We start from the raw sequence: 12219 nt of genomic DNA, 5'->3' as shown, positions 1-12219 counted from the left end.
GGGATACAATAAAAATCCCGTCAGTATACCGATAGATGATAAAAAAATTACCGACGCAGATAGCGGGACAGGATGTAGTCCTCGCTGCGCCGGATATGCTCCTCCAAAAGCCTCGCCAGGGCTTCCGGATCCCGTCGGCGCAGCACCGCGCAGATCTCCAGGTGCTGGGCCGCCGTGTCCCGCACGTCCGCCAGGGACCGGGCGGAGAGGAACTGAAACCGCTCGATCTGGGAGTGCAGGAGAGAGAGGATCTGCCGGAGCTTGCGGTTCGAGGAGTGTTCGTTCAGCAGGCCGTGGGAGCGCCGGTCCAGGAGGTGCACCTCCTCGTACTCCACCGCCTCCCCGCGGGCGGCCCGATCCCGGAGATCCCGCCAGTCCGCCTCCAGGGCGTCGATCGCCTCCTCAGGCACCCGACCCACGGCGGTGCGGGCCGCCAGGGGCTCCAGGAGAAGGCGGAGTTCGTAGATCTCCACCACGTCCTCCCGGGACACCTCCGCCACGAAGGCCCCCTTGCCGGGGACGGACTTCACGAAACCGTCCTGCTCCAGGTTGCGCAGGGCCTCCCGGATGGGGGTCCGGCTGATGGCCAGCTCCTGGGCCAGGCGGTTCTCGCTCAGGGGCTCCCCCTCGTGGAGCCGATTGGCCAGGATCTCGTCCCGAATCCACTCGTAGGCCTTCATGGACAGCCGGTTGTCCTGCGGGTTGCGCCCCATGGTCACGCCTCCTGTCTGGATACCAGAAAAATACCACTTGGATACAGGCCGGTCAACTCCCCGTGAAGGGAAGCGAAAGGGGGCTCCCGAAGGAGCCCCCTGGATCGTTCCGAAGGCGGGGAACCGGCGAAGAAACCCTAGGCGGGGGTCTCCGCGGTGGTGGGGTGCCGGGTGAGGAACTTGGTGAAGACCATGGCCGCCAGCATGGAGCCGTCGTCCAGGATCTCCACCAGGAGCTTGCCCGGGCCGTGACCGTTCAGCTCCAGCACCGCCAGGGCCAGGCAGAAGAGGAAGGAAACCCCCCAGGCTCCGGTGATGAGGTAGTTCTTCCGCAGGAAGCGGGGGTGGTTCCACAGCTCCTGAGGGACATGCTGCTTGGCGTAGGCCAGGGTGAAGGGACGCTTCGCCGCCATGGAGCCGAAGGCGATGGCCACCAGCTGGATCTGGGAGAGCACCCCCATGTGCCGGATCACCCACATGTTGGTGGTCAGGACCACCGCGACCATGCAGAAGGAAAAGAAGGAGATGCTCCCCCAGAAGATGGAGCTTCGGGTCTTGTCCTTCCAGCCCTGATAGGCGCACAGAACGAAGGCCACCACGATGGAGATCTTGAGCATGGTCAGGGGGTTGCCGAAGGGCAGGTCCGAGATGATCTTGAGGGAAAACCAGGGGGCGAAGGAAACCAGCAACGTCCAGAAACTCAAGGGAGAACACCTCCGAAACGCGATTATGTATTCACCATACTCCCCCCTCCGGGTCCCCCGCAAGGGGCATCACGCACCCCTCATCGCCCGATAGCGCACCGCGGGCCGCCCCGGGCGGCCGTCCACGCTCTTCTCGGAGCGCACCGCGAAGCCTCGGTCCACCAGATGCTCCAGGTACCGGTGGGCGGTGGTGTAGGCCAGGGCGCAGGCGGAGGCGACCTCGTCGATCCCCGCCTCCCCCGGGAACCCCCGCAGGGCCTCCAGGACCCGCCTCAGGGTGGGCGGGGCGATGCCTTTGCGCCGCTCCCGCCAGTCCCGATCCCGGGAGCGGATCAGGCGTTCGTGGAGGCGGATCCGGGCGGCAAAGTCCGTCAGGCGCAGGGGCTTGGCGATGAAGTCCTCCGCCCCCTCCAGGAGAAGGGTCTCCGCCACCTCCGGGCTCTGCTCCACCGTGAGGATCAGCACCGGGGCCTCCGGACGGATGACCTTGGCCTCCTGCAGCACCGCCCTGCCTCCCATGCGGGGAAGGTGGTAGTCCAGCAGAAAGAGGTCCGCCTCGCCTCCCCGGACCCAGTCCAGGAACTCCTCGTATCGGGTGGTGGTGCGCATGGTCCAGCCCTGGGTGCGGGCCATGGCCTCCAGGGTGAAGAGGATCCCCTCGTCGTCGTCCAGCGCCGCCAGCACCAGGCTCATGCCTCACCCTCCTCCTCCGCCCGGGGCAGCCAGAGCCGGACCTCGCACCCCCCGCCCGGGCGGTCCCGGAACTCCAGGAGGCCCTCGTGACGCCGCGCCGTCTCCCGGACGAAGGCAAGCCCCATGCCCGTGGAGCCGAACCCCGACTCCCCCGGGCGAGTCTCCCTCCATCCGGGGCCCCGGTCCTTCACCGCGAAGACCACCCCCGGGGACTCGTTCCGGCTCTCCAAGGAGCAGGTCAGCTCCACCTCCCCGCCCGCCTCCGCCGCCTCCCCCGCCCGGGCGGCGTTGTCCAGGAGGTTCACCAGGGCCCGGGAGAGGCGCACCCGATTGGCCCGCACCGGGGCCGCTTCGGCCTCCGGGTCGATGCGCTCCCTCACCCGGGCCCGCCAGGGCAGGGGGCTCACCTGGGAGAGGGCCAGGTCCAGCACCTCCCCGGCGGAGGTCCGGGAGAGGGCGTCGTCCCGCAGAATCTCCCCGATCATCCGGTCCATCCCCTCCCCCGCCCGGATCATCCGGGTCAGCTCCTCCCGATGCCCGGGCAGGGAGGAGAGGAGCACGTCCGCCAGCCCCAGGATGGTGGTCAGGGGGCGGCGCAGGTCGTGCACCAGATGCTGCAGCTCCCGGAAGACCCAGTTGCGCTCCGCCTCCCGGCGCAGCAGCTCCAGCTTGCGGTCCTGGGTCCGAAGACGCTGGAACTGTCGGGCCTGGAGGATCTGTCCCACCAGGATCTGCACCGTCCCCAGGGCTCCCAGAAAGGCCAGGGCGAAGCCCCCCAGCCCGACCCCGTCCAGCAGCTCCCCGTCCGCCATGAGGACCCCGATGCCCTTCACCGCCAGGGACAGCTCCCCCTGACCGAAGCCCCACCGGGTGAGGGAGGGGGCCACATCCAGCCACTGGAAGGAGAAGACCAGCAGGGCCAGCACCACCGTCCGGTTTCCCCAGCCCCGCAGGCCTCGGGTGAGGCGGTGCACCAGGGCGACGGACACCACCCCCAGGACGGCGGAGGTGCCGAAATGCAGCCGCAGCCCCCCGCCCAGGAGCAGGGGCACCACGTAGCAGAGGGGGATGGCCGTCAGGGGCAGGAGGAGGGAGGGAAGCCCCCGTCCCCCCTTCCGGTCCAGGGCCGCCCCCAGGAAGAACCAACCCTGGTAGAGGAAGGTGGCCCGCAGGGCGTTGAGGAGCACCAGCTCCATGGCCGCCAGAACCAGGGGGCCGCTGCCGTCGGACACCACCGCCCGGTCCAGGGAGGCCAGGACGTAGTTCTGCCGAAAGCGCAGGGTAGCGACCCACAGGACGAGGCAGAGGGCTCCCCCCAGGGAGAGGGGGGAGACGAGGCGTGGGCGAAGGGTTCGAGGGAGGATCGAGGGGACCTTCATGGGGCCATTGTACAGGGGCCCCGCCGAACCGGCGGGGCCCCCTTCACGTCCGCTGTTCTAGAAGCCCACGGGGACGCCCAGCCGCCGGGAGTCCGCCCCCCCGTTCAGGGTCTCCTTCTGGAAATCGAACAGAATGCCCTGGGCGGTGCCGATGTGCTTGTCCTTGTCCAGGACATACCCCATGGCCTGAAGAACCTCCGCGGTCTTCGGGTCGAAGCCCTTCTCCAGTTCCAGCTTGCCCGCCTTGCCCCCAAAGACCCCGTTGCTCACCCGGGGCTGTTCGATGGCCTGGTCCATGGTCATGCCGAAATCGATGCAGTTCATCAGGATCTGCGCCACCGAGGTGATGATCCGGGTAGCTCCTGCGGCGCCCACGGTCATGTAGGGGTTCCCCTTGGGATCCAGCACCACCGTGGGAGACATGGAGGAGAGGGGACGCTTGCCCGGTTCCGGGGCGTTGACGCTCTTCGGATCGGAGGAGAAGTCGTCCATCTCGTCGTTGAGCACGATGCCGTAACCGGGAACGATGACCCCGGACCCGAAGAAGTAGTTCACCGTGTTGGTGCTGGCCACGATGTTCCCCGCCGCATCCACCACGGAGAAGGAACTGGTGCTCACCCGTTCGTCGATACCCCCGCCCAGGTAGGCCGTCTTGCCCCCCTCGTACTTCCAGGGATCCCCCGCCGGCACCTCCGAGGCGACCTTTCCTTCCCGGATCCGCTCGGCCTGAGCCTTGGCGTACTCCTTGCTGGCAAGCCCCTTCAGAGGAACCTTCACGAAGGCCGTGTCGGCCATGTAGGCCGCCCGATCCGCGTAGATCAGTTTCATAGCCTCCGCCAGGACGTTCACCGTTCCGGGGGTGTTGTGCCCCATTTTGGCGATGGGGAAGTTCTCCAGGATGTTCAGAAGCTCCACGATGTGGGTCCCTCCGCTGGAGGCGGGAGGGGTGGAGTAGATCTTGTAGCCCCGGTAGGTCCCGAAGACGGGTTCCCGAACCAGCACCTTGTAGTCCTTCAGGTCCTGGAGGGTCATGTTCCCGCCGGACTTGTTCACCGCCTCCACGATGGCCTTGGCGATCTCCCCCTGATAGAAGGCCTTCGACCCCTCCTTGGCGACGAGGCGGTAGGTCTTGGCCAGCTCGGGTTGCACACAAAGCTCTCCCGCCGCCAGGGGAAGCCCCTCCTTCAGGAAGGCCACCTTGGCAGGATCGTTGTACCGGGTGAGCTTGTCGAACTCATCGGTGATGACCTGGTTCTGCATGGGGTGGATCGGGAAGCCCTTCTCCGCCAGACGGATGGCGGGCTCCGCCACCTGGCCGAAGGTCATGGTGCCATAGTGCTCCAGGGCGTAGATCATCCCCGCGAGCCATCCCGGGACCCCCACGGACCGGCCTCCCTGGATGGACCACTTTTCCTTTTTCGCCTGCTCGGAGGCGAACATTTCCTTGCCGGCGGACCGAGGAGCGGTCTCCCGGTAGTCCAGCACCACCACCTTGCCGTCCCGGGTCCGCAGGGTCATGAAGCCTCCCCCTCCGATGCCCGAGGCATTGGGCTCCACCACGTTCAGCGCCAGGGCGGTGGCCACCGCGGCATCCACCGCGTTCCCCCCCCGGCGCATGATCTCCACCCCCGCCTTGGAGGCCAGCTCGTGGGCGCTGGAGACCATGCCCTTCTTGGCGTACACATCCTGCGCCGGAGCCGCCGCGGCGACCCCCGCCAGGGCCGCCAACGCCGCGGCGACCAGGAAACCCCTTGTCCACAGACCCAACCGACTCTTCCTCATCCCGTTCCCTCCCTCGCTCCTTCGCCCCGGCCTTGAGGGCCGGGCCTTCTCCCCCCTCCGGACCATCCGGAGGGCTCGTTTACCGTCCCGCGGGCAGGGGCTTCAGGAAGGCCCCCAGCCCCTTTTCCTGAACCTCCCGATATCCCGGGATGCCCTCCAGCCGCACGGCCTTCTCCTCGTCGAAGAGTTCCTGGGCGTCCAGGAAGGCCTTCAGGGTGGCCAGGTCCCGCCCCACCCGCTCCTCGATGGGCTTGCCCTTCTCGTCGTAGGGCACGAAGAGGCGCCCCAGGCGGCTGGCCAACAGATAGGCCTTGTCTTTTCCCGTAAGCACCAGGGCCTCGTCGGTGCGCCCCCGAAGGCGTCCCTGGCTGGGGTTGGCCACCTCCACCAGGATGGGCAGGGCGTCGGTCCCATCCCCCCACTCCCGGTGGCTCAGCCCCCGGAGGTTCTTGGGGGAGGGCTCCAGGCGCACCTCGATGCCCTGCTCCTTCAGGTCCATGGCCGCAGCCGCCGCCAGCTCCATGCTCTTCTCGTGGGCCACGATGGCGTCCACCACGGGGTACTCCGGGGAAGCCTCGTGGAGGTCGAAGGCCAGGTCCACCTTCTCCTTCCGCAGCAGCTCCATGATCCCGAAGGCCAGCTTTTCCGCGGGGGTCCCCTCGGGGTCCCCCGGATAGGCCCGGTTCAGGTTCTTGCTCTCGTTCCCCGCCAGGGCCTGCCCCGAGGCTTTGTGGATGTAGATGTCCGGGATGGGCCACATGACGATGTTGTTGATGTCCCGGGAGCCGTAGCGGAAGGTCCGCACCCCGCCGCCGGGCAGGGGAAAGGAGATCCGCTGGGGGGACGCCTCCTGGGGCTGGTTGTGGGTGAACCCCGAGGCGTTGCCGAAGGGCACCACCAGGAGCCGCCCCTTGGTCACCCGGACGTTCTCCAGCAGGGTCACCGCGGTGAGGTACCCTGCGGGCTCGTTGGGGTGGGTCCCCCCCAGGACGAAGAGGGTGCCCCCGGGCTCCGCTCCCTCCTGGACGAACACCGGCGTGTCCAGGGGGGTGCCCTTGAGGGCTTCGAAGTAGCGGGACAGCATCTCCTGCCGGAACCCCGGGGCGGAGACCACCCGGTCGGGGGTCCAGAGGCTCCGGAAGTCCCGGGCCGCCAGGACGCAGACGACGCAGGAGAGCAGCAGAAGAGCCAGCGCGGTGGTGCGGCTTCCTTTCAGGGGGAAGGTCATGGCGATCCCCCTACTTCTGCAGCAGCAGCCGCAGGATCAGGGGCACCACCACCAGCGCCGCGGTGGCCTGCTTCCAGAAATCCCGCTCCGCGAGACAGCACCGGACCGAAAGGATCAGGACCAGCGCCACGATGGCAAGGTAGATCCACGTCATCATCGAACAAGCTCCTCCTAGCGCAGCAGGGCCGCCAACGGGTTGGCCCAGACGATCATGCCGATGCCCCAGAGCGCCGTGGCGACCCCGGGGACCACGCAGTGCCGCAGCACCGCGAAATAGTCCTCCTCTCCCGTCACCTGGGCGGCGAAGATCCCCGCCAGGGCCGTGGGGGGCATCAGGTCCCCCAGGCCGGAGATGAGGGCCAGGGCGGAGGCCACCAGGATCTGGTCCTTTCCCAGCAGGGCCAGGACGAAGGGCACCCCCAGCACCGACGCGGCCCCGAAGGCGGACACCGCCCCGAAGAGGGGGATGGTGGTGGCGATGCTGGCGTAGAGCAGCCACGCCGGGATGGCCAGGGCGGAGACCACCACGAAGCCCCGCACCCCCGTGAGGGTCATCACCTGGATGAACATGCCCACCCCCATGAGGATCCCCAGCACCGGCAGGGCGTCCCGCACCGCCTCCGTGGCCACCTCCAGGGGGTTGCAGCGCACCCCGGGAAGCAGCCCCGCCGCCGAGGCCAGGAGAAACTGGAGGGGCATCCCCAGGCTGGGGAACCGCCCCGGGAAGAGCTGTTCCCCTCCCATGAGGACCAGCAGGACCCCGAAGGGCAGGAAGAGCCTGGGGGAAAGGGGGGTCCGTTCCATCCGCCTCAGTTCGGCCTCCAGCCCCGCCGCGTCCACATCCCCGTCCTTGCGCAGGACGGGGTAGAGAAGCCACAGGGAGGAGAAGAGGGCCAGGGGGATCGTGGCCAGCAGCAGGGGCAGGGCGAAGCCCACGTAGGGCATGTCGATGCCCCCGCCGATGATCATGACCGGGATGTCGATGGGAGGGGCGATCATCCCGTAGATGGCCGCCATGGCGATGGCCGCGGCGGCCCGGGTCTTGGAGACCCCCAGGCGCAGGAGCACCGGGGCCACCAGGGCCCCCGTGGTGAGGCACCCGGCGGTGGAGGACCCGGTGAGCATCCCCGGAAGCATCACCAGGAAAGTCACCAGGACGCACAGCATCAGGGGAACGGCCCGAAAGCGCCGGATCCCCCAGGCCGCCAGGGCATCCAGCAGGCCGATGTGCTGCACCGTCTTCATGAAGATCATGGCGCAGGCGATGATGAGGATGGTGTCGATGTAGCCGAACATCCCCTCCACCAGGTGCCGCAGGGGTACCCCGAAGCCCCCCGCCAGGGCGCCCAGCACCGCCGCCAGGGACATGGCGATGGCGATGGGCAGCTTGAGCCTGAAGGCCCCGAAGGCGAAGGCCCCCACCATGAGCAGGGCCAGGGCCCCTTCGGGCCAGAACCAGCTTGCGTCCATGGCTCCGCCCTAGGGCTTCCCCACGCCCCAGCCCGCGAGGATCTCCGCCAGAGGGGCCTGGAGCTTCTGCACCGAATCGGCCGTCGTCAGGGGAGCGTTCTTCCCCTTGAGCTTGGTGAAGAACCCGTCGTCGTTGCCCCCCTTGACCACCAGCACCGCGTCCCCCTTGGGGGTCACCGCCGTGGCCAGAAAGTCCGAGAGTTCCCCCCGACGCCCCTTGCCCCCCACGTGCAGCACCAGGACCTTCATGCCCTTGGCGCGGGCGGCGTCCACCAGGGCGGCACCCCGGGCCTTCTCCTGCTCCTTGTCGATCCCCGCGGCCCCCAGCCCCTTCATGCTGCCCCCCACCACCGCCAGAAGCACCTTCTGTCCCTTCAGGGCTTCGGGCTTCATCATGGCGTCGTAGTCGTTGTCCACCTTCATCTTCTTGAGGATCACCTTCACCATCATGCCGTCGGGGCTCTGCCCCACGGTGGTGAGGGCCACCTCCGCCGCCTGAGCGGGCAGCGCCAGGGCCGCAGCCAGAACCGCCCCCAGGAACACCTTCTTGAACCCTCGCATGAAAAAACCGCCTCCTGTCCAGGGATGATCGTTCCTCCCAAGACTAGAGGCGGCGGAAAGGGCGGGCCAGATTTGTTCCCTTTGTTCTCCCCGAGGTCAGACCCTCGGGCGGCGGGAAGGACTCAGACGCACAGACGCTTGGCGCACAGGAGCACCCGGTCCGTGAAGGGGTCGAAGAGCCGGGTCCCCGCCCCCCGGGACACCGCCTTGAGCAGCTCCGGGGCGTGCTTGACGCTGCGCCCCATCACCGCGGAGACCGACGTGTCCGCGAAGACCTCCCAACACAGGGGCGTGGAGGGTCCCACCACCCAGCAGTCCTTGGCCCGCTCCACGAAGCGCTCCCAGGTGCGGTTGGCGATGGCGCTCGCGGTGAGGACCACCCGGTCCACCCGAACCGCCAGCTCCAGCCCCCGATCCAGGGGGATGCCCTGCTTCTCCTGGTCGTCCAGGGTGAAGACTCGGACCCCCTTCTCCCGCAGCCTCCGGGCCAGGGGTTCCATGAACCCCACCAGCAGGACCTCTTCCCCCGACTCCACCGGGGGCATGGCGTCGGAGAGTTCCCCCTCCACGGGGAGCACCCCGTTGGCCACCGCCAACGCCACCGCCCGGTCCCCCAGGTGTTCCGAGGTGGACAGGTCCAGCAGGGCTTCCGCCTCCACGGGCAACCCCATCAGCAGGGGCATGCAGCGCTCCCCCCGGGCCGCCGCCCGGGCGTAGCTGTAGGACAGCCCCAGCCGCCCCCCCTCCAGCAGGGCGGCGGTGTAGCGCACCCCGCGCACCACCTCCAGGACCCGACGACCTTCCGCATGCTTTCGGGCAAGGCCCCACAGCCGTTCCTCCAGGATCCCCACGACACCGCCTCCTTTCACTCTCTTTCCACAATCCAGCTTCGGACCCGATCCTAAGGATACCGTCTTGCGCCTCTTTCTTTTCGGACCGCAAGTGATACGATATATACAAATCTATCATGCGCCACAGCCGGTGGCGCGGATCCCCACGTCGGGAGGTGAAGCCCGTGAAGATCGAGCAGCGGGACATCGTGGAACTCTGGCAGCAGGGAGAGACGGTGTGCGTCACCGTGAGCCTGGTGTTTCAGCGCAAGGACGGTTCGGGGGTGATGGACCGAGGAAACGCCTTGGCCATGGCCCGAACCTGCCCGGATCTGCCCCAGAAGCTGGGGCAGTGCATCCAGAAGGGGCGGGGGGAGGTGGCCTTCCTGGCCCCCCGGATCATCGCCTTCTTCACCAAGCCCAAGACCTGCTCCTTCGAGCTGACCCTCCCGGACGTGGTGCACCTGTACTCCTGGGACAGTGAGGTGCCGGGGAACCACTGCCGGGCGGACCCGGTGATGGTGGCCCGAAGCGCCCGACAGCTCCTGAAACTGCTGGACCGGGAGAAGTTGGAGCGGGTGTACCTCCCCGTCCCGGGAGTGGGGGACGGAGGCCTGGAGGCGGACGACATCGCCGAGGCTCTGGAGGTGTTGGACCGGGACCCCCGGGTGGTGCTGGTGTCCATCCGCCCCATCCCGGGCATGGAGACGGTGCAGGCCGAGAAGACCCCCGCGTAGGGCCTCGGCCCTACGTCAGGGGGACCTTGAACACCACCTTGCACACCTCTCCCCCGAAGCCGGGCAGGCACACCCCCGGCTGGTGGGCGTCCTGCACCCCCAGGACGGCGAACCAACCGGGCAGAAGGGGCAGCCAGGCGCCCTCTCCCCGGTAGAGGACGCAGTCCTCCCCTTCGTCGTAGGGGCCGAGGGGCGTCAGGGAGGAGGCGGGGGCATACCCCATGCGCTCCCCTCCCGCCAGCACCGCCTGCACGTCCAGGTATCGCCGGTGGGTCTCGTAGGGCTCCGCGTCGGCCTCCCGGGGGACGTAACGGGAGTGAATCGCAAGAAGCCCCTCTCCCAGGTCGTGCCGCCCCTCCGGGAAAGCCGCCGCCTCCCCCGAGGCCAGCAGGGACAGGGCCCGGAAGAGCCCGCGTCCCAACCCCCCGTAGAACCGGAACCCCTCCACCCGGTCGTGGATCATGCGTCCTCCCCCTCTTCCTCCGCCCCCGCCTCCAGCACCGCTCGGGCCATGAGGGACGAAGCCCCCCGGTAACGCCGGTCCAGCTCCGCGAAGCGGACCATCATCTCCCGCTGGGCCTCCCGGTCCTGGTACAGCTCCCCCGCCCCTTGGGCCACCAGCTCCGGGGTCAGCTCCCCGATGAGTTCCGGCACCACCGGCAGACCCGCCAGGCGGTTGGGGAGGCTCACGGTGCCCACCTTGCGGCTCCGGCGGAGGATGAGCTTCTTCTTCAGGGTCTTCATGCCCGGGATCCACAGGGGCAGGTGCCCCGCCATCCCGTCCAGGGGGATCTCCCAGGCCCGGTTCAGGGGAACCGCCACCAGCAGGGGCACCCGAAGGGCCACCGCCTGAAGGTTGTTCGTCCCCGGCAACGCCACCGCCAGGTCGCAGCAGGAGAGGGCCTCCTGGGGCTTGTCCCACACCACCCGGGCCCAGTGGTCCGGGTCCAGCTCCACCTCCTGGGGACGGACCCGCCCCCGCCAGGAGATGTCCGCCTTTTCCAGAGCCTCCAGGATCTGCTCCGGGTCCAGGGTGGGGGCCATGGGGAAGAGGATCTGAAGCTCCGGGAACCGCCCCACCAACAGCCGGGCGGCCTCCACGAAGAAGGGAAAGGCGTGCAGCGCCTCGAAGGGGCGGCTGCCGCACAGAAACGCCGCCACCGGCTCGTCCACCCAGAAGCCCAGGCGACGGCGCACCTCCGGCTCCGGATCCAGTTCCTCCACGCTGTCGAAGGCGGGATGTCCCACCAGGCGCAGCTTTTCCGGGGGGACTCCCTTCTTGAGGAACCGCTCCAGGGTGCGCTCGTCCGGGACGAAGTAGCGCCGCACCCGCTTCGGCCAACGGGGCCGCAGGGCGAAGGCGTCCACCGGGGCTCCCAGGGCGCGCCCCAGCAGCAGGGACAGGGCCAGGTCCCCTCCCAGGTGGAGCACCGACCGGCGCACGGGAGCCCCCGCCACCTCCTCCCCCAGGGCCTTCCAGGGACGCTCGGACATCAGGGACTTGAAGCCCTGCACCCGGTCCACCCCCGGAAGGGTCCTGCCGAACCGGACCTCTCCCCCGCTGGCGTACTGGCAGGGCAGGAGGACCAGGGTCACCCGCAGGTTCTCCGAAAGCCGCCGCAGCGCCGCGGCCACCGGGGCCGCCCAGCCCGCCAGCTCCCCGGGGGAATTGGCGGTGATGTACAGATCCAGGAAAGCGCTCAGGGCCTTGCCCCCCTTCCTTGCGAATCCTTCGGATCATAACACGAGGGGGAATGTTATAATTGGGAGGTTTGGCTGGTGGACGCGCAAAGGAAAGCAAAGCACGAAGGGAGGCGGGACCATGTTCCTACCCCTTGGGACGGAGGACCTGGTCTCCCTGAACCAGATCGTGGCCCTGGTCCGATCGGGCAACCGGACGGAGATCCTGCTGCGGGACCGCACCTCGGTGGTCTCCGGCCTCACCCCCCTCACCCTGGCCCGTCGATCCCGGGCCCTGTGGGAGGAGGGCCGCCGGGAGAGGGACGCCCTGATGGAGCGGCTCCGGGAAACCTCCCACCCCCTTTCGTCCCCCTGATCCCGCCCCGAAGCGGGACCTTCAAGCCCGGCCCCCAGGGACCGGGGCAAACCGGAACCGAAGGAG

The 12219-nt window shown here is 68.6% G+C and carries 14 protein-coding genes; 2 read left to right on the top strand and 12 right to left on the bottom strand.

The genetic code is table 11. The annotated features are described in order from the left end of the window. Positions 1–47: 47 nt before the first annotated feature. From APAU_RS01035 to APAU_RS14470, 10 genes are all read right to left on the bottom strand, one after another. On the bottom strand, positions 48–713 hold the full coding sequence (locus APAU_RS01035) for a GntR family transcriptional regulator (protein ID WP_006299791.1): 666 nt from the start codon (positions 711–713) through the stop codon (positions 48–50). A 137-nt stretch (positions 714–850) separates the two neighbouring features. Then, positions 851–1417 carry a hypothetical protein gene (locus APAU_RS01030; protein ID WP_006299790.1) on the bottom strand — a complete coding sequence of 189 codons (567 nt, stop codon included), beginning with the start codon at positions 1415–1417 and terminating at the stop codon, positions 851–853. A gap of 69 nt (positions 1418–1486) precedes the next feature. Then, positions 1487–2110, bottom strand: coding sequence for a response regulator (locus APAU_RS01025; RefSeq protein WP_006299789.1), 624 nt, complete (start codon positions 2108–2110; stop codon positions 1487–1489). Beyond that, a complete protein-coding gene (locus tag APAU_RS01020) occupies positions 2107–3489 on the bottom strand; it encodes a sensor histidine kinase (RefSeq protein WP_006299788.1) in 1383 nt (460 codons plus the stop codon). Before APAU_RS01020 ends, APAU_RS01025 begins: the two co-directional genes overlap by 4 nt. A gap of 57 nt (positions 3490–3546) precedes the next feature. After that, a complete protein-coding gene (gene ggt, locus APAU_RS01015) occupies positions 3547–5271 on the bottom strand; it encodes a gamma-glutamyltransferase (protein WP_006299787.1) in 1725 nt (574 codons plus the stop codon). A gap of 79 nt (positions 5272–5350) precedes the next feature. Next, complete coding sequence (locus tag APAU_RS01010; protein ID WP_006299786.1) at positions 5351–6499, bottom strand: succinylglutamate desuccinylase/aspartoacylase family protein; 1149 nt, start codon at positions 6497–6499, stop codon at positions 5351–5353. 10 nt (positions 6500–6509) lie between these two features. Continuing rightward, positions 6510–6656 carry a hypothetical protein gene (locus APAU_RS13180; RefSeq protein WP_006299785.1) on the bottom strand — a complete coding sequence of 49 codons (147 nt, stop codon included), beginning with the start codon at positions 6654–6656 and terminating at the stop codon, positions 6510–6512. A gap of 14 nt (positions 6657–6670) precedes the next feature. Then, entirely contained in the window at positions 6671–7969 is a 1299-nt protein-coding gene (locus APAU_RS01005; protein WP_006299784.1) for an SLC13 family permease, read from the bottom strand. A 9-nt stretch (positions 7970–7978) separates the two neighbouring features. Beyond that, complete coding sequence (locus APAU_RS01000) at positions 7979–8530, bottom strand: DUF6305 family protein (RefSeq protein ID WP_006299783.1); 552 nt, start codon at positions 8528–8530, stop codon at positions 7979–7981. Positions 8531–8652: 122 nt separating this feature from the next. Continuing rightward, complete coding sequence (locus APAU_RS14470; RefSeq protein WP_006299782.1) at positions 8653–9381, bottom strand: Rossmann-like domain-containing protein; 729 nt, start codon at positions 9379–9381, stop codon at positions 8653–8655. Between the two features lie 164 nt (positions 9382–9545). Here APAU_RS14470 and APAU_RS00990 point away from each other — a divergent pair, with 164 nt between their 5' ends. Then, the gene (locus APAU_RS00990; protein WP_006299781.1) at positions 9546–10097 is read left to right on the top strand and encodes a macro domain-containing protein; all 552 of its coding nucleotides are present in this window, start codon (positions 9546–9548) and stop codon (positions 10095–10097) included. A 10-nt stretch (positions 10098–10107) separates the two neighbouring features. Here APAU_RS00990 and APAU_RS13175 read toward each other — a convergent pair whose 3' ends face one another. Further along, positions 10108–10560 (bottom strand): YhcH/YjgK/YiaL family protein, encoded by a 453-nt coding sequence (locus APAU_RS13175; protein WP_006299780.1) that lies wholly within the window; start codon positions 10558–10560, stop codon positions 10108–10110. Continuing rightward, on the bottom strand, positions 10557–11732 hold the full coding sequence (locus APAU_RS00980; protein WP_006299779.1) for a glycosyltransferase family protein: 1176 nt from the start codon (positions 11730–11732) through the stop codon (positions 10557–10559). Before APAU_RS00980 ends, APAU_RS13175 begins: the two co-directional genes overlap by 4 nt. Before the next feature lie 187 nt (positions 11733–11919). On the opposite strand from APAU_RS00980, the gene APAU_RS00975 reads away from it, so the two are divergent. Further along, positions 11920–12153 (top strand): hypothetical protein, encoded by a 234-nt coding sequence (locus APAU_RS00975; RefSeq protein WP_006299778.1) that lies wholly within the window; start codon positions 11920–11922, stop codon positions 12151–12153. Positions 12154–12219 lie beyond the last annotated feature (66 nt).

This window comes from Aminomonas paucivorans DSM 12260 (genome assembly GCF_000165795.1).
Classification (GTDB): Bacteria; Synergistota; Synergistia; order Synergistales; family Synergistaceae; genus Aminomonas; species Aminomonas paucivorans.
The sequence above is the reverse complement of the archived record's forward strand: the minus strand, read 5'-3'. Positions and strand labels throughout refer to the sequence as shown.